The organism is Acinetobacter sp. YH12145 (assembly GCF_013418335.1).
Lineage (GTDB): Bacteria > Pseudomonadota > Gammaproteobacteria > Pseudomonadales > Moraxellaceae > Acinetobacter > Acinetobacter amyesii.
Genome location: NZ_VPCE01000020.1, coordinates 36,594 through 53,942 on the forward strand (window position 1 = coordinate 36,594; position 17,349 = coordinate 53,942).

Consider the following 17,349-nt stretch of genomic DNA (forward strand, 5'->3'; position numbering starts at 1 on the left):
TTAAATAAATAGGTATTCAGAACAATGAAAGATATATACATTCAATTTCGTGGTAAGTACAAAGTAGACGGCGAATCTCGTGATGCAGAGCACAAGAGTTGGTTAGAAGTAAACTCTTGGACGCATAACATCCGTCAACCTAAATCTGCGACTTCTTCCAGTGTGGGTGGTCACACTGCAGAACGTGTAGAACATTCTGATATGGTTTTTGTTAAAGATTTAGACGCGACAAGCCCTAAACTTTGGGAAGCATGTTCAGCAGGTTATACATTTGATGAAGTTCAAATTGATTTCTACCGTGCGAATGGCGACAAACGTATTAAATATCTTCAAATCAAACTGAAACATGTGTTGGTTTCTAGCGTGACTCCAACTGTAAATGATGAAGGTGTTCCACACGAATCATTTGGTTTGAAATATGCTGCAGTAGAGTGGACATATAACCAACAAGATATTAACGGTACTGCGAAAGGTGCTGTTACTAAGAAGTGGTCATTATCTAACAACACTGCTTCATACGCAGCGTAATAGATGGATTCAGATAGAGGCTAACTTGGGTAGCCTCTATTTTCATTTTTTTAAATATTTATAAGAAGATATGAATCTCGATCAGCTTTATCCTTATGGTTTTAGAACGACATTATTTGACCGCTTATTACCAGCTGATGCTCAACAGACTCAAGGTCTGTCTTTGCAAGAACTTCGTGAATCTGTTGCTTCCGATTTAGAGGATCTCCTCAATAGTCGTGTGGCAAAATTAGATGAACTGATTGATGACTTTCCATTAGCAAAAAAGTCTATTTTGCAATTTGGCATTATCGATTTTGTGGGCTTATCGACAGCAAATCCATCGGATCGCGACAAAATTTGCCAGTCAATTGAGCAATCGATTGCTGCACATGAACCGCGTTTAAAACAGATTCGAGTCGAAATGCTCATGGATGGCCATAATATGGGGGCACTATGTTTAAGTATTCAGGCATATTTAAATATTCATCCTTTATACGAACCAGTTATTTTTGATGCCTTATTAAAACCAACAACACAACAATATGTTATTTCTCCAAGAGCTTAATGAAGTGGGTTATCTGTGATTGAAGAGCTGTTACCGTATTACGAAAAACAACTACAGGAATTTGGACAACAGTCCCGTGAGTTTGCCAGTAAATACCCCAAAATCGCCCAGCGTTTGTCTTTAAACCAAGAACAAATAGATGACCCGCATATTGAGCGTTTAATTCAAGCCTTTTCTTTAATTTCTGCACGGATTGATAAAAAACTTGCAGATAGTTATGACGTTTTTACCCGATCAATTTTTGAGGTGATGTTTCCTCAATATTTAAAACCATTTCCTGCATGTTCTGTGGTGAGCTTCGAAGATATAAATAAAATTAAGCAATTAATAGATCGACACGTTATTCCAAAGGCGACCAGTCTAAAAGCCAAAAGTACGCGCGGTGTTCAATGTGAATATCAGACGGTACAAGAAGTTACATTATTACCGATTCAATTAAAACAGCTCAATTTCAAAACTCATCCATCGGCACATATGCATTTAAATCAAAATGCTACATTGAGCTTAGGATTTGAAATTTTTTCGAATAAGCACGCTTTACTCAAAAATGAAACTTTGCCGATCTTTTTAGACGCTATTTCTAATTTTCCTTTGCAGGTTTTGGATAGTATTTTTAAATCCACTACAAGTTTTTCGATTCGTGTAGGGCAGCACATTTTTGATATTGCCAATCCATTTGAAATTATGGGCTTTGATGAAGTTCAAAGTGTTCTACCTATCGATCAACATACACATCATGCATATCGTTTACTGATGGAATATTTTTGTGTTCCTGAAAAATTCAATTTTTTAAATCTAAATCTAGATTTCATTAAGTTTTTAAGTTTAGAACATAGTGAATTTGATGTTCAAATGCACTTTAAACTCAATTTAAATGATCAAGCAGCGATTCGAAATTATTCTGAATTAAATGCGGCAAATTTTAAATTGTTTGCTACACCAATTGTTAATCTTTTCAATAAACAAGCAGAGCCGCAAAAGATTAATCATAAGCGAATGGAATATCCATTGGTGACAGATGCACACCATCCTGAATATTTTCAAGCCTATAGCATTTTAAAAATGAATATGGTGCGTGAAAAAAGTAACCAAGATGAAGTGTATTATCCGGTACTGCCTTTTTTTGCAATGAGTCATTATCATCAGGATAAAGTGCAGTTTTTTTATAGTTTAAATCCGCAGCAGATGAAGAATAAACATCAGGAATTAAACTATTCAATCATATCTCGTGCTTTAGACCCACATAGCACTCAGTCCGATTTTATTAGTACTGAACTACTATGTAGTAATCGTGAGTTACCTTACGAAAGTTATAATAAAGATCAAAATGCATTAACTCTGAATGATAGTAATTTGGCCCGTCGTGCCCTGATGCTCAAACGACCGTCGTTACCGTATTATTTTGAGCAAAATAAACAAGAACAGTGGCGGGTCATTTCACATTTATCTTTGAATAATATGTCTTTAACGAAAGGCGATACGGTCTCTCATATTAAAGAACTTTTGGAATTGTATAATTTACCTAAATCGAAAGAAAACCAAATTATTATCGACTCCATAAAAAATATTCAGTTTTCTACCACACAGAAACTTGTAGATAGTAAACCGTTTCCATTATTTGTCAGAGGTTTAAAAGTACAGATCGATATCGATGCGGATATATTTAGAGGGCATAGCCTGTATATATTTAGTCAATTGCTAGCCCATATCTTTAATTTAAAAGTCAATATGAACAGCTTTGTCGATGTCTCGGTTTTTGATGCAAATAGTCAACAGGAGTTATACCAATGCGTGCAGAACGTTGGTGGCAAGAAAGCTCTGTAATTGACGGACTTTTCCAAGAACCGAAAGCCTACGAGTTTGTTCAAGCTACTCGTTTGTTAAGACATGCACCTTATGGAGCAGCTCAGGTCCATTGGGCCAATGACTTTGAGTTTAATAGTTCACTTAATTTGAACTTCCCGAACACTGAAATTGAAAGTTTAGAGTTCAACGATGAGAAAGTTGAACTGACAAATTTAATGGTGGGTTTAACGGGTATTCAAGGTGCATTACCTTATAGCTATACCAATAAGATTAAGCTCAGCGGGCGACATCAGCGACACGAAACACAAAAGTTTTTAGGGCTGTTTAATCATAAATTAACAGCACATTATGTTGATGCCAGTTTAAATTATCATTTACCTATTCGTTATGAAATCGAGCAGGATAATCACTATCTTGATATTTTACATGCATTAAATGGTTATATCAGTAGCCAGCATGATCAGCCAGATTTAGATGATTATTTTGCTGAATTCTCAGGTTTAATGCAGGGGCAAAACAATACAGCTTATGCATTAAAAACCATGCTGAATTGTATCTTTAAGCAGAAATTTGATATTCGAGAATTTATCCCTGAAACTTTTGTATTTGAAGAAGATCAGAGAACATGTTTAGGTGGATCTCAGCCGAGCTTATTGGGGCTGAATACTTTTTGTGGTGAGAAGATTCAACAGATTGACGAAAAAATTGAAATCGTGATTGGACCTTTAAATCATGAAGATTATTTAACATTTTTACCGAATCAGGCACGCAGCCTAAAATTAAAACAAATGATTCAAACTTGGTGCAGTCCAACATTAATGGTGGATGTGCGCTTAATTTTACAAAAAGAAGAAATAAAACCGGTGTGTTTAAATTCTTTGAGCGGAATTGGTTTAGCTCAGGGAGCATTTTTACAGCCGAATAAACAGGTCGATAATACAGAAACCTGTTATGCCTTAATGGGGAATTTATAATAATGCTGAAATTAATAATTGGAACCTTTAGTACGCTTTTTGTTTTGTGTACTGCTTTCGTGATTTTTTACTGGCGAGATACAGGCTATGACCCGACAGCTTTTGATCTGGTCACCTATTTTCTACTTCTTCCTGTCGCTTTATGTGCAATTATTTTGTCGCCTTATTTGATTTATAAGGGCATTCAATATCAAAAAGAAAAAAAACTTGAAGCTGAAAAACGTGCAGAAGAACAAGCTGAGCAACAACAACTTGAGGCCATTGAACAAGCAAAACCGAAGCCTGTCGATGTACAGCAATTTCGTTTAAATGTTTATTCTTCAGCAGCTTGGCATAGTTTTGGTGAAAACGAACAAATTATCCAAGATATTCAACAATTCAAAAGTCCTGAACTCGATGATAAATTATTCAATGCATACGGTTTGCCTGTTCTTTCATTTCGAATCAAAGATTTAGATGAACTCACCAATGAAGAAGCAGATGATGAATTTAGTGCCATCACCATGCGTGAAAAACGAATCCAGTCACTTATTCAGCAACAACTAGAGCAACACGTTGAAAGTCTATTTTTAATTGCTGAGCATCTGAAGAAATCAGCACTCTTTTATGATAGTGAATTGGCATATCAGTACCGTATGCATCCGGGTTGGGTGGATCCAGATTATACGCAAGATGAACATCCAGAACATTTGGCGAACACTGCACAGCAAGTTTCACGTCTAAACCGTTTAAATGTCCATATTTTGCTTGCTGATAATTTGATTCATCAATGGAATGATGACTATGCAAATGTAATTCAGCAGTATCTTTCTGACGGATTTTCGATCATTCCTGAACAAATTCATATCGAGCCACATTTTATCGGCACTCAAGTCGCTTATTCAGAATGGTTAAGCATTTTAGAGATGATTTCAAAACAAAAGTTTGAAGTCAGTTTGATTCTCAATGCTGACTCTGAAATCGACCAAGAATGGATTGATGAAAAGATGTGGTTACAAGAAAAATACATTGCTGCAGAGTTTGCATCGAGTTGGTGTTTGGCTGCTTCAGACGTTCAAGTTCGAGGTTTAACTCCAAATAAAGTGCTACAAGTGGTGGCACATGAGCCTGAGTTGAAACGTAATTTAGAGCTTAAAGCATTGAATAATTTAGATCAGTATGATCAAGAACAACCCTTTTTATTGATGTTAGATGATGCAACGGATATGAAAGTGGTGAAAAAATTACAGTATAAATTTAATGAAACCGCGATTGAAACCTATCATTTTTTATATACAAAACAGAATCTTGGAAATACCCAGCAATTGGCAAAAATTTTTGGATTCATGTTGGGTATGCACTTGCCAGAAGAGTTAACTGCCATGATTTATAGCACAGACCAAGAATCGACATTTGCTTTTATTCAAGCATTTTCAGTAGAAGATGAACTTGAACAAGAAACTGTTTAATTAGAATTAAGACGAAATTGAGAACATTGTGAACACACTATTTTATACGATCCTCGGTTATGTTTGGCAGTACGTCACCAATCCTAAAGCGATGGTGGCTTTGTCATTTTTTGTGGCTATTGTTGCCATGCATAATTCGATTCCGCAAAAGACTTTTTACATTATGGTTGCTGTTTATATTCTCGGATTAATTCTGTGGGGTATTTATGAGTTAGTACAACATTATCGTCATAAACAGCAAGGCGAAGAGCTTGCTGAGGCGATTACCAAAGATAATGAAGCTGAATACGGCAAACAAAAGAATAAAGAAGAACTTGCGCTGATAAATCAGCAAATGAAAGACTCGATTCAACTTATCCGTAAATCAAAACTTGGCGATAAAAAGGGTAATGCAGCGCTATATGAATTGCCTTGGTACATGGTGATTGGTAACCCAGCAGCGGGTAAAAGTTCGGCAATTTATAATTCTGGCCTTAGATTTCCATTTGAAGAAACTCATCAGAAAATGGTGTCGGCAGGTTTAAGTGGTACTCGTAACTGCGATTGGTTTTTCTCTACAGATGGTGTGTTACTCGATACCGCAGGTCGATATTCTGTTTATGCCGAAGACCATTCTGAATGGTTAGGCTTTTTAAATATTCTAAAGAAAAACCGTTCTAAAGCGCCGATTAATGGTTTAATCGTAATTGTTTCTGTGGCGGAGCTTGTCAGTCAAAGCCCTGAAAAATCAATCAAATTAGCCAAAAACTTACGCGCACGTATACAGGATTTGACTGAACGTTTAGAAATTTTTGCGCCAGTGTATATCGTTTTTTCAAAAATGGATTTGATTGCCGGCTTTACTGAATTTTTTGATTGTTATGATAAGGATGAATTTGATCAAGTTTGGGGTGCAACACTGCCTTATGATCCAGACTCATCTGAGCATGCCGTTGAGATGTTCGAAAAGCATTATTCAATTTTATACGATGGTTTGAAGAGCGTCAGTACGACACACTTGAGTCGTCGTCATTCGCAAAATATTTCTCCAAGTGTAATGACATTTCCACTTGAGTTTAAAAGCTTAAAGCCAGTGTTAAAAACTTTTATTGGTACGTTGTTTCAAGACAACCCTTATCAGTTTAAACCGGTATTCCGTGGGTTCTATTTCACCAGTGCGTTGCAAGAAGGTGTGATTGAAAGTCCAATGACCGAGCAAATCGCTGAAGATTTTCATTTAGTGAAAAGTACCGATAGTGAGTTTGGCATTCCTACAAATTCTGTTTCGCAAGACCATGGTTATTTCTTAAAAGGACTCTTTTCAACCGTCATTTTAAAAGATAAAAATCTAGTTAAACAACATATCAATCCTGCACGTAAACGTCAGCGCTTTATGGCATTTATTGCTGCATTGTTATTGGTTGCTGTGGTGCTTGGGTTATGGGTTTGGTCGTATCGTAATAACCAACAACTCGTGGCGGAAGTTCAAGCTGACTTAGACAAAGTTGTGCAAATGGAAAGCCGTAGCGGAAGTGAGCTTTCGACTCAATTGGATGCATTGCTGATATTACAAGGGCATTTACAGCAGCTCGATCACTTTGATGAAGATCGTCCTTTGAAATACAGCTTTGGTTTATACCAAGGGAATAAAATCCGTGAAAAACTTAAAGTTGAGTATTTACGTGGTATTCAACAAATTGTATTGGCACCATCTCAGCAAAATATGGCGCAGTACTTACAACGCGTTAAAGCCAATGAAGCGACGTTGAAAGAAAATCACGTCAATGTGCAAATCACTCAAGCTGTGAAATCAAATCAGCCCTATTTAGAACCATCAGATACTAACCCTCAGGATGCATATAATGCACTGAAGGCGTATTTGATGATGAGCAATCATAAATATATGGAATCGAGCCATTTGAGTGACCAAGTTACTCGTTTCTGGCGTTCATGGTTAGATTCAAATCGCGGTCAAATGCCACGTGGGGAAATGATTCAAAAAGCTGAACAAGTTTTATCTTATGCGATGACTTTAGCTGCTGATCCTGCGTTCCCACAAATGGAATCTGATCCTTTATTGGTTGATCAAACACGTCAATTATTGACGGCTGTTACTATGGGTATTCCTGCACGTGACCGCGTTTATAATGAAATTAAAATGCGTGGTTCGGTACGTTTCCCTGCAGTAACTGTGAAGCAAATTTTAGGTGAAACAGGCCAAAACAGCATGTTAGGTAGTTATGCCTTGCCGGGTATTTTTACTTACCAAGCATGGAATGATTATGTAAAAGATGCGATTAACCAAGCTGCGAATAATCCGACAGATACCCAAGATTGGGTACTCAATACCAATCGCTCTGATGACCTGACGTTTAGTGGTAGTCCAGATCAGATCAGTAAACAGTTAACCGAACTTTATAAGCAGGAATATATCGCTGAATGGCGTAAATTTTTAAATGCTGTGCATTATGGAAAAGGTGCAGATGTTGCTCAGCAGTCACGTTTTATCGATATTTTAGGTGAACCTGAGAATTCGCCAATTCGTAAAGTGGTGGACCGTATTGCGAAAGAAACCAGTTGGGATAATCCAATTGTTCAAGCAGAACTGGCTGCGCCTCAGAAAGGTTTTATTGCGTGGTTTAAACGTAAAGTCCTCAGCCGTGATGATGCGCAGCAGGCACAGCAAGTTGCTTCTAAAGCCGGTCAAGGTGTTATTGCAAAAGAGTTTGATGTGTTCTATCAATTGGTTCGTAAGCGTGATGATCAGCAAAACAAATCTATTTTAGATGAATACATGCTGTCTTTGAGTCAAGTACGTAGTAAGTTCAATGATTTGAAGAGTGGCGGTGATATGGGACCTGCAAGCATGACATTGGTGAAACAAACCATCAATGATCAAAGCTCAGTCTTTAATAGCACACAAAAATTCGTAGATGAAAAAATGTCTGTGGGTCTGAATGAATTAGATCAACAGTTGATTCAAAAACTCTTTATGCAGCCGGTGACTCAGTCATTTGAAGTTCTTTTGATTCCAGCTCAAAACGAAATTAATAAGTTGTGGGCAATGCAGGCGTATCAACCATTTACAACCAATCTTGCACCTAAATATCCATTTAATAGCAATGCTACTTTACAAGCGACCAGTAATGAAATTAGCCAAATTTTTGGTGAAAACGGAAGTATCGCTCGTTTTGTAAAAGAATATTTGGATCCATTGGTGATTCGTCGAGGCTATACCTTAACCACGAAAACATGGAAAGATTTGGGCATTGGTTTAAATCCACAATTTGTAGCGAACTTCCAACGCTATGTTGCGCCAAGTAATGGCGTTGCTACAGGGGAATTGAGTCAAGCAGCACCTGCGGCAACCAATCAATCGAACTTCCAGTTCTTCCCATTAGAAAATACACAGTTGCTTTCATATACCATTGATATTGATGGTCAGCGTATGGTGTATGAAAACGGTGTTCAGCAATGGGTGAACTTCGTTTGGCCAAATAAAGGGGCAATTCCGGGTGCACGTATTACTGCAATTGACTTGGAAGGTCAAACGCATACGATTTTTGATGAGCCGGGTGAATATGGTATTAACCGATTGGTTGAAGGCGCTCAGCGTACACAAAATGGTAATTCATTTGAAATGGTGTGGCGTAGCAAACAAAATCCAAAAGTGTTTGTTAAAGTGAATTTCCGTTTAATTAGTGGTAACGCATCTGGCCCAACTACAGGTTCAGGCTATTCAGGTATGACTCTTGTTGATCAAGTGGTGACGAATAAAGGTGTTCGTGTCGTCGCAGCGCAAACGATGCCTGCAGGACAAGCGCCTGTAGCGCCAGCGACTTCACCGATGAGTGTTGTACAAGGAACAGCAACACCATGATGATGAATTTAAAAATGAGAGCGGTGGCATTCGTGCAAAAGAACAAGGAGTGTGACGATGTATGAAGTGAGAACGACACCGCTGTTTTATGGAAAATGTCCAGCTCGTGGTGACTTCTTAAAGAGCCGTGAACAATATTCACTGATTCAGTTAATCGATCAGTGGATCACGGAGGCGCTTGAGTTCGCTATGCGTTCAGACAATTTTAATGCAGCGTATAACTCACTGCCTTCATTAGATTTCTTTATTGCCAGTCCAAAAGATAAGCGTTTTTTGGTTGCCAATTTGATTAGTAGTGAAGACAGTTCAAAGCGTCAATTTCCAATGGTGCTCGCTCATCTGCTAGAAATCGATGATCCTTTCGATAATATTTTGTATGCACCATATCGTTATAAACAAACCTTAATTGACTTATATCAGCGTAACCGAGTGATGCGTTCTATTCGCGATCCCGATATTTTGCTCGATAAATTAGGCAAACTGAATAACGAAATTCAAGTGTTCGGGACAGAAGAAACCTCTTCTTTTTATGAGCATCATACGTTGCATTCATTTGCACGTTTATTGAATTTTACGCCTTATCAGTTGGCGCAAAGCATGATTGGTCTCGGTTTGCTGCTACAACCGATTATTCATCAGGGCACGTCTCGGTTGAATAAAGTGTTGATTTTACCAATTAATAATATTAGTTACTGCTATGAAATTGCGGCTTTTTGGGTCAACCTAATTAGTCGTTTTGTCGAAAACCAAGATGCTGAGTTACTCATTGGCATCCTACACAGTGATTCACCTGTTTTACTGTTTGGTTTTCAAGGTGCTGATATTACTGCACTCAGTGATGTTTTTACCCAAAATATGCAAAGTGATCATTGGGTTTCCCTGATCGATGCCAGTTGGATTGATCCTTATCTTGAACAAAATGCAGGCTTAGCCGTTTTGGAACAGTCTTTGAGTGAGCGTCAGATCAGCCTTATTCATGGCATTAAACTTTTTAGACAGACTTTTATAGAAGAATAATGATGCAAAGAATCTTACCAATGTTGCCCAAATTTATTGCGAGTGTATGCATTTTAGGTTGTTCGACTTTGCTTTGGGCAGAGCCTATTGTGATTGAAGGTGCTGTACCGAATGAAGCAACCAAGCAAGAAATATTAAATAAAGCCTATTTGACCTATGGTCAGGCAAATGTGGTTGATAAAATTCAGGTTCGAGCGGTTACAGCACCTAATGGTTGGGGTAATAGCGTAAGCCAAATGATTAATGACGACTTAAAAAAAGTAAAACAGGGGAAACTCTCTGTACGCGGAACGCAAGTCGATTTAAGTGGAAAGATGTCAAATCAAAATGATATCCAACCTACGACCACCAAGTTTCAGTCTTTGGTCACAGCACCTTTTCGTTTCAATGCACAGCTTTCTGTCAATCAGGCTGAGCAGGCCATTATTGATGCGGCTTTACGTAATCGTATTATTGAATTTGAATCTGGAAGCACGATTTTAGCACCATCTGGGGTACAGATCTTAGATGAAATGGTTATCGCACTGAATCGCGTCGGTGGGAAAAAAGTACGAATTATTGGTCACACAGACAGCTCGGGGAATCCTGAGAAAAACTTAAGTTTAAGCCAAGATCGTGCTAATGCAGTTAAAAACTACCTGATTTCAAAAAATATTGCAGCGGCGAACTTAAGTACTGAAGGGATGGGCTCAAATAAGCCTGTGGCAGACAATGCTACGCCTGAAGGCCGTAAGAAAAACCGTCGTATTGAGTTTGAAGTGCTGTAACTATTTCAACTTAACTACAACGGCTAATGCAACGAATGAACCCAGTGTATCTAGACTGGGTTTTTTTTATGCCAATTGATTCAGTCAATTATTTGATAACTGAAATCGACATTTTTTAAAGCAACAGAGCGAAAACAAAATAGGAACATATTTTGAATTGGGATGATGCTATTAATTTTTGCATTATATACCACTAAAGCATTCATATTTTGAGCAATAAAACAGTGGATTCTAAAATCAATTAAGGTTAAAACATAAGAATCAGTTTTGGATATGCGTTTCATATCTACTGCTTTCAACCTTGCCGATGAAGAATAATCACTTTTGACATGGTGCAAAGTTTTAAAAAATCTGCAGGACAGTGCGGAAAAACAACAACTCAATATGGATGAATGTGGGAGCAAAGAATGCTTGGTAATATGATGTTTAAACCGCTTTTGATTAGTAGCATGATTGAACATGCAGGTCGCTATCATGCGGATAGTTTAGTCATTTCAAAAAATACAGACACGACGATTACGAAAACCACTTGGGGTGATGTCCATAAAAATTCAAAACGATTTGCTAATGTTCTTGCTTCACTCGGTTTAAATTTAGGAGATCGTGTTGCGACCATCGCTTGGAATAACCATCGTCACTTAGAGTCTTGGTACGCTATTTCAGGTAGTGGTTATGTATGTCACACCATTAATCCGCGTTTATTTCCAGAACAATTAATTTTTATCATCAATGATGCCGCTGACCGCGTGATGTTATTTGATAAAACCTTTTTGCCTTTAATCAAAGCAGTAAAACCACTATTAAAATCTGTTGAACATTTTATTTGTTTAGATGCACCGGATGCAGCAATTGTCGAAGCGGTGCCAGATGTTAAATTTTATGATGAACTTATCGCGGGACAATCTGCAGACTATACATGGCCAGAATTAGATGAATTATCGGCTAGTTCTTTATGTTATACCTCGGGTACCACAGGCAATCCAAAAGGCGTGTTGTATAGCCATCGTTCAACAGTCTTACACAGTTATGCGATTTGTATGCCGGATTCATTAAATATCTCAGCGCGAGATATTATGATGCCTGTTGTGCCGATGTTCCATGTCAACGCATGGGGTACGCCATATGCTGCGGCAATGGTGGGATGTACTTTAGTGCTGCCAGGCCCAGGTTTAGATGGAGCAAGCCTGACGCAAATGATTGATGACTATAAAGTATCCGTTGCATTGGGTGTTCCAACGATTTGGCAGGGTTTAATTAATGCTGCGCAACAAGCGGGTAGTCAGCTTGAAAGTTTAGTGCGTAATGTGGTTGGTGGATCTGCTTGCCCACCTGCGATGTTAAAAGTGTTTAAAGAACAATTTAACTGTGAAACGATTCATGCTTGGGGAATGACCGAAACCAGTCCATTAGGTTCTTCAAACCAATTTAAAGCCAAACATTTGTTATTATCTGAAGAAGAACAATTACAAGTACGATTGTCACAAGGTCGTCCACCATTCGGGGTCGATTTACGTATTACCGATGAAGAAAACGGTACACACGAAGTTGCACGTGATGGCGAAACGACGGGTAATTTACAGATCCAAGGGCATTGGATTATTGGCAATTACTTTGGCAAAACAGAATCTGCATTAACCTCAGATGGTTGGTTTGATACCGGGGATATTGCAACCCTGAACGAAGATGGTTTCTTAAAAATTAGTGACCGTTCAAAAGATTTGATCAAATCGGGCGGTGAATGGATTTCTTCCGTTGAGTTAGAAAATTTAGCTATGGGACATCCTAAAATTGCTATGGCGGCAGTGATTGCAGCAACCCATCCGAAATGGGATGAGCGTCCTGTTTTGATTGCAATTAAAAAGCCAGATGTCGATTTATCTGATACAGAAATTTTGGATTATTATGCAGATAAAGTTGCTAAATGGCAGGTGCCAGATAAAGTGATTTTTGTGGATGCTATTCCTTTGAGCGGAACAGGTAAAATGCTGAAAAAAGATCTACGTGAGCAATTTGGTGCTGTACTACTTGAAAGCTAACTTAATATAAGTCACTAACTAAATGTTGGTAAGGAGCAAAACGCAAAGGTATGTTACCTTTGCGTTTTTTATAAAAACTTAAATTTTGATAAATACCATATTCTTAATATGAGGTTTTTAAATAAATTTTTTTCAACGAATCCATAACCAAGTTCAATGAATAATCTAGCCGTGTTGGGTCGCATTCAATTCAATAAAAGCGTAAATTGATGAGGCATCCACCGTTAAACCACCTTTCTTATGTTTCCAGTTTGGATCTTGTTCACTTTAATGGCTGCTTTTATGCAGTCATGGCGCAATGCATTTCAAAAACAACTCAGTACCACTGTTGATGTGTATGGTGTCACCCTTGCACGGTTTATTTTTGGACTCCCATTTGCCTGCATTTATTTATATGTGCTGTACCAACAACAGCCTGTGACTCAGGTGACCACATTTACAACTATGTTTTGGGTCTATGTGGTGATTGCAGGACTAAGTCAAATTTTAGCGACGATTTTAATGGTCTTGCTTTTTAAGCAAAAGAATTATGCCATCGGCGTCGGTTTAGCGAAAAGTGAAGCCATATTTGCGGCCATAGTGGGGGTGATTTTCTTAAGTGAACATTTAAGTTTATTTGGTTGGATTGGTGTTTTGGTTGGTGGCATAGCCGTTTTTCTTTTAAGCAAAGGTTCTCAACGACAAAAGTTATCTTTGCCAACGTTATGCATCGGTGTAGGGAGTGGATTAAGTTTTGCAATTACCTCTTTATTGGTTCGTGAAGCCAGTTTAGAGCTAAGCGATATACCGACTTTGCATCGTGCGGCGTGGGTGTTGTTGAGTGTAATTGGCTTTCAATGTGTGATTATGCTGCTGTACCTCAGTCTATTTAGCCGTAAAACGCTCATTGCTATGTGGGATAGAGTCGGTCTGACCTTTCGCGTTAGTGTCTGTAGCTTTCTAGCGTCTTTGGGCTGGTTTACTGCTATGAGTATGCAAACGGTTGCGATTGTCAAAACCTTAGGTCAAATCGAAATCTTATTTAGCCTCTTAATCTCTGCATATTTCTTTAAGGAAAAACTCGCAAGAACCGATCATTGGGGATTAGCCTTAGTGGTGATTGCGGCCATTATGGTGATTTGGGCTTAATGTGTGCTTTAAACAATCATGAAGGCAAATAAAGGCCGAATTTAAGTCAGTTTTTCGAATATATTTTTAATTAAAATATGAGAAATATTCCATGTCCACTAGGATATTGATTATGGAATTGTTTATGATTTAAAGGATGACTAAACTTTGAACATGATTGAAAATGTTCAAGTTGTATATTTATTTTTCGAATTTTAGCGTTAATTTTTTTTAATTATTTTTTATTTATATTGCTAATATAAACAATGTATTGATGGGAGGGCTTAAATTTGGAAATACTCATACAAACATTATCCTTCCCAGCATTGTTAACTATTTTAGCTTCGGCTTTAGGTTGTGGACTGCTCATCGGTTTGGAGCGTCAACGTAACAACAATTTGGACAGTGAACAGAGTTTTGCTGGTTTACGCTCATTTACCATTTGCGCGCTGTTTGGAGCATTGTGTTTTTTAATCCATTTAGCTGTTGGTGTAATCGGTGCAATTGTCGTCAGTATGTATAGCTATTATGGATTAAGCCAGCAAAAACAAGATATTGGCACAACCACAGAACTTGCTTTTGTTATGACCTATTTAATCGGCGCTGCTTGTGTATTTAATATTCCATTGGCTGCGTGTTTGGCTGTGGTGCTGACCCTCATATTAGTTGGAAAGAAAGGCTTACATCATTTTGCAGCGCATTGGATCAAAGACTATGAGTTAAGAGATGGAGTCTTTTTACTGGCATTGATCCTAATTGCCTTACCTTTAACTCCGAATCAAGCCTATTGGGGTTCAGTATTAAATCCCTATGTGATTTTAAAATTACTGATATTGATCTTGGTGGTGCAGTCATTAGCGCACATCGCCAAGCGGCTTCTATCTTCTGATAAAGCGATTATCTTATCGGCCTTGGCATCAGGTTTTGTGTCTAGCACAGCAACAATCGCAAGCTTAGGCATGGAAGTACGAGCAGGAAAAGCCAATGCCAAAAGTAATGCAGGGGCAGGACTTTTTTCATGTGTTGCGACATTGGTTCAACTTTTGATCATTGTCCTTGGGGTGAGTTTTGCTTGGTTTAAAATATTAGTTATACCAAGTATCATCGGCATCTTGATATTGGTCCTTGCTGCGTTATATCTGATTTATGGCTCATCTCAAGTTCAGCATAATAAAGAGTCAGAACCTGAAATGCTTCGTGTAGAGGCGAATGAAACAGTGCCGTTAGAAAATACTGATAGTCGAATGTTTAGCTTAAAACAGGCGGCAATCATTGCCATCACGCTTACTTTGATCCAAGCACTTGTTTATGGATTAAATCTCGCTTTAGGTGATAAAGGCTTAATTTTAGGGACATTATTAGCATCACTCTTTGAAGTCCATGCAGCTATGGCAACCGTGGTGATGCAAGGTAATATCGACAATTTAACATTGGTTTATGCTGTGGTGATTGGATTATCAGCCCATGCGATTTCAAAATGTGTGAATGCATTTCTCACAGGTGGATGGAAATATTTTCTATATTTTGCACCAACACAGTTACTTCACATGCTGTGCCTAATCGCGGTTTTGTTATTCAGTTTAAGATAATCAGAGGCAATTAACTGCGCCATATTATTCATGACGCAATTGCATTAATTTGGCTTTTATTTGTGGCCAGCTGGTTGAAATCCAACATACCAGCGAACCGAATGTCACTAAAATGGCACCATGCCAAAAACTTAAACTCAGTGGTGTCTGTAAAATAAACATTGAAATTAATGAAGAAAAAATCGGACTAAAATACGATAAGGTCACCAATATCGTAATATTGCCTTTTATAATACCTACATTCCACGCTGCATAACCCAAAGCGGTTACAATGGACACGGTCAACATATACATACCGGTATGTAAGTCTACGGCAGGCATTCGCGGGATACCGTGAAATATTAACATTTTTAGCCATAGCACAATGGTGATCACGACGAAAAAGAATGAAATAGGGTTATGTCCATGACTGTATTTACGGGTAATCACACAGTAGAGTGACCATAAACTCGCGCCCATAAAAGCAAGAAAATAGCTTAATGGATTGGACTGAATGTTGGTAAAGACTGTAGACCAGTTAAAACTTCCGTTAACAGTTTGGATTAAAATAATGCCGCCCAAACTAATGGCTAAACCAATGATTACGAAAAAGTTAAACTTTAATTCTTTAAATAAGATTAACGCGGCAATTGTCAGACTCGGCCATAAATAATTGACCAAACTGATTTCAATCGCTTGTTGAGCTGTTTGAGCCAAAGCAATGGCATACGAAAAACACAACTCATAAATCACAAATAAAAGGGTGGCGTATATCAAAAATTGGCGCGGAACCAGTTTAAGGTTTGGAATTTTAAATAAGAGCAATAGAATAATTGCGCTCAAGGTATACATAAAGAGCACAGCAAGATCAGGGCCAATACTGAAACTAATTTTCTTAAGTAAACCAACAATAGAAGACCATTGTAAGATTGCACTGAATCCAATCAGCGTTGCAAGATTTTTGGACATGATTGCTCGAAGATTTCGCAAATGGCGAATGAATTTTTAATTTTTATTATAGTCTTTATTCAGTCGTTTAGTATAAGCGTGAAATTATCAAACTCTATTTAATTAAAAATATTTAGAGCTCGTCGTACGTCAAGAGCAGCATGGCGATGAACTAGGTTTAGGTTCTGGTTTATTAACACAAGATTTAAAACTTGGTCAATATATTCATACCTGTATTCGTGCGAATCCAAATTTACACTTAGCAAAGAGGGGGGGGAAGTCTGAGATTTTGATTGATAATGGCTCAGGAATGGCGAGTTTGCTTTCACATCTAAGGCAACGCGTCGCAACGGTGCACTATCAAAACAGGTTTATTTATGGTGAACGTCAACATGCTTTTGATGCAATTTTTGCTGATGAACTACATGAATTACAAAGCCAAGGTAAAATTGCAGAAATCGATCGGGTATTTTCTCGTGATGGATTTGCTGAAAAGTATGTGCAAGATGTCCTAGTTGTAAAAAAAGCTGAATTGATTGATTGGCTAGAGCAAGGGGCTTGTCTCTATATCTGCGGCAGTTTGAATATGGCCAAAGCGGTAGATGCCACTTTGCAAGGGCTTTGTTGCACAAACCTATCTGTAAAGGCTTTTTCAGCGATATAATTTTCAAATGAAGAAGCCTGCACACAAAATCTACCGCACAACCAATTGGCCCGCATATAACCGAGCACTTATGAGTCGCG

At 38.0% G+C, this 17,349-nt stretch carries 13 protein-coding genes; 12 read left to right on the top strand and 1 reads right to left on the bottom strand.

Annotated elements, in window-relative coordinates:
- Nucleotides 1–24 precede the first annotated feature (24 nt).
- The 11 genes from FTU80_RS15770 to FTU80_RS15820 all read left to right on the top strand — a co-directional run bounded on the left by FTU80_RS15770 (nucleotide 25) and on the right by FTU80_RS15820 (nucleotide 15,678).
- Entirely contained in the window at nucleotides 25–528 is a 504-nt protein-coding gene (locus FTU80_RS15770) for a type VI secretion system tube protein Hcp (protein ID WP_078190771.1), read from the top strand.
- Between the two features lie 70 nt (nucleotides 529–598).
- Complete coding sequence (gene tssE / locus FTU80_RS15775; protein WP_078190770.1) at nucleotides 599–1,075, top strand: type VI secretion system baseplate subunit TssE; 477 nt, start codon at nucleotides 599–601, stop codon at nucleotides 1,073–1,075.
- Between the two features lie 15 nt (nucleotides 1,076–1,090).
- Nucleotides 1,091–2,899, top strand: a complete 1,809-nt coding sequence (gene tssF, locus FTU80_RS15780; protein WP_180086073.1) for a type VI secretion system baseplate subunit TssF — start codon at nucleotides 1,091–1,093, stop codon at nucleotides 2,897–2,899.
- Entirely contained in the window at nucleotides 2,863–3,855 is a 993-nt protein-coding gene (tssG, locus tag FTU80_RS15785; RefSeq protein WP_180041440.1) for a type VI secretion system baseplate subunit TssG, read from the top strand. Before tssF ends, tssG begins: the two co-directional genes overlap by 37 nt.
- A gap of 2 nt (nucleotides 3,856–3,857) precedes the next feature.
- Entirely contained in the window at nucleotides 3,858–5,303 is a 1,446-nt protein-coding gene (locus FTU80_RS15790) for a hypothetical protein (RefSeq protein WP_180086075.1), read from the top strand.
- A 28-nt stretch (nucleotides 5,304–5,331) separates the two neighbouring features.
- On the top strand, nucleotides 5,332–9,162 hold the full coding sequence (gene tssM, locus FTU80_RS15795; RefSeq protein ID WP_180086077.1) for a type VI secretion system membrane subunit TssM: 3,831 nt from the start codon (nucleotides 5,332–5,334) through the stop codon (nucleotides 9,160–9,162).
- Between the two features lie 57 nt (nucleotides 9,163–9,219).
- Nucleotides 9,220–10,179 (top strand): type VI secretion system-associated protein TagF, encoded by a 960-nt coding sequence (tagF, locus tag FTU80_RS15800; RefSeq protein WP_180086079.1) that lies wholly within the window; start codon nucleotides 9,220–9,222, stop codon nucleotides 10,177–10,179.
- A gap of 20 nt (nucleotides 10,180–10,199) precedes the next feature.
- Complete coding sequence (locus tag FTU80_RS15805) at nucleotides 10,200–10,946, top strand: OmpA family protein (protein ID WP_257221598.1); 747 nt, start codon at nucleotides 10,200–10,202, stop codon at nucleotides 10,944–10,946.
- A 407-nt stretch (nucleotides 10,947–11,353) separates the two neighbouring features.
- Nucleotides 11,354–12,982 carry a long-chain-fatty-acid--CoA ligase gene (locus FTU80_RS15810; protein WP_180086083.1) on the top strand — a complete coding sequence of 543 codons (1,629 nt, stop codon included), beginning with the start codon at nucleotides 11,354–11,356 and terminating at the stop codon, nucleotides 12,980–12,982.
- Nucleotides 12,983–13,222: 240 nt separating this feature from the next.
- Entirely contained in the window at nucleotides 13,223–14,110 is an 888-nt protein-coding gene (locus FTU80_RS15815; protein ID WP_180086085.1) for a DMT family transporter, read from the top strand.
- Nucleotides 14,111–14,379: 269 nt separating this feature from the next.
- A complete protein-coding gene (locus tag FTU80_RS15820) occupies nucleotides 14,380–15,678 on the top strand; it encodes an MgtC/SapB family protein (RefSeq protein WP_180086088.1) in 1,299 nt (432 codons plus the stop codon).
- A gap of 24 nt (nucleotides 15,679–15,702) precedes the next feature.
- On the opposite strand, the gene yddG is transcribed toward FTU80_RS15820, so the two are convergent.
- Nucleotides 15,703–16,626: an aromatic amino acid DMT transporter YddG gene (gene yddG, locus FTU80_RS15825; protein ID WP_180086090.1), complete on the bottom strand. Its 924-nt coding sequence runs from the start codon at nucleotides 16,624–16,626 to the stop codon at nucleotides 15,703–15,705.
- Nucleotides 16,627–16,894: 268 nt separating this feature from the next.
- Here yddG and FTU80_RS15830 point away from each other — a divergent pair, with 268 nt between their 5' ends.
- Nucleotides 16,895–17,269 (top strand): hypothetical protein, encoded by a 375-nt coding sequence (locus FTU80_RS15830; protein WP_180086092.1) that lies wholly within the window; start codon nucleotides 16,895–16,897, stop codon nucleotides 17,267–17,269.
- The last annotated feature ends 80 nt before the right edge of the window (nucleotides 17,270–17,349 follow it).

Coding starts and splice junctions, on each gene's coding strand:
- FTU80_RS15810 (WP_180086083.1), top strand. CDS start 11,354: ATGCTTGGTAATATGATGTTTAAACCGCTTTTGATTAGTAGCATGATT.
- FTU80_RS15805 (WP_257221598.1), top strand. CDS start 10,200: ATGTTGCCCAAATTTATTGCGAGTGTATGCATTTTAGGTTGTTCGACT.
- tagF (WP_180086079.1), top strand. CDS start 9,220: ATGTATGAAGTGAGAACGACACCGCTGTTTTATGGAAAATGTCCAGCT.
- tssE (WP_078190770.1), top strand. CDS start 599: ATGAATCTCGATCAGCTTTATCCTTATGGTTTTAGAACGACATTATTT.
- yddG (WP_180086090.1), bottom strand. CDS start 16,626: ATGTCCAAAAATCTTGCAACGCTGATTGGATTCAGTGCAATCTTACAA.
- FTU80_RS15815 (WP_180086085.1), top strand. CDS start 13,223: ATGTTTCCAGTTTGGATCTTGTTCACTTTAATGGCTGCTTTTATGCAG.
- tssG (WP_180041440.1), top strand. CDS start 2,863: ATGCGTGCAGAACGTTGGTGGCAAGAAAGCTCTGTAATTGACGGACTT.
- FTU80_RS15790 (WP_180086075.1), top strand. CDS start 3,858: ATGCTGAAATTAATAATTGGAACCTTTAGTACGCTTTTTGTTTTGTGT.
- FTU80_RS15770 (WP_078190771.1), top strand. CDS start 25: ATGAAAGATATATACATTCAATTTCGTGGTAAGTACAAAGTAGACGGC.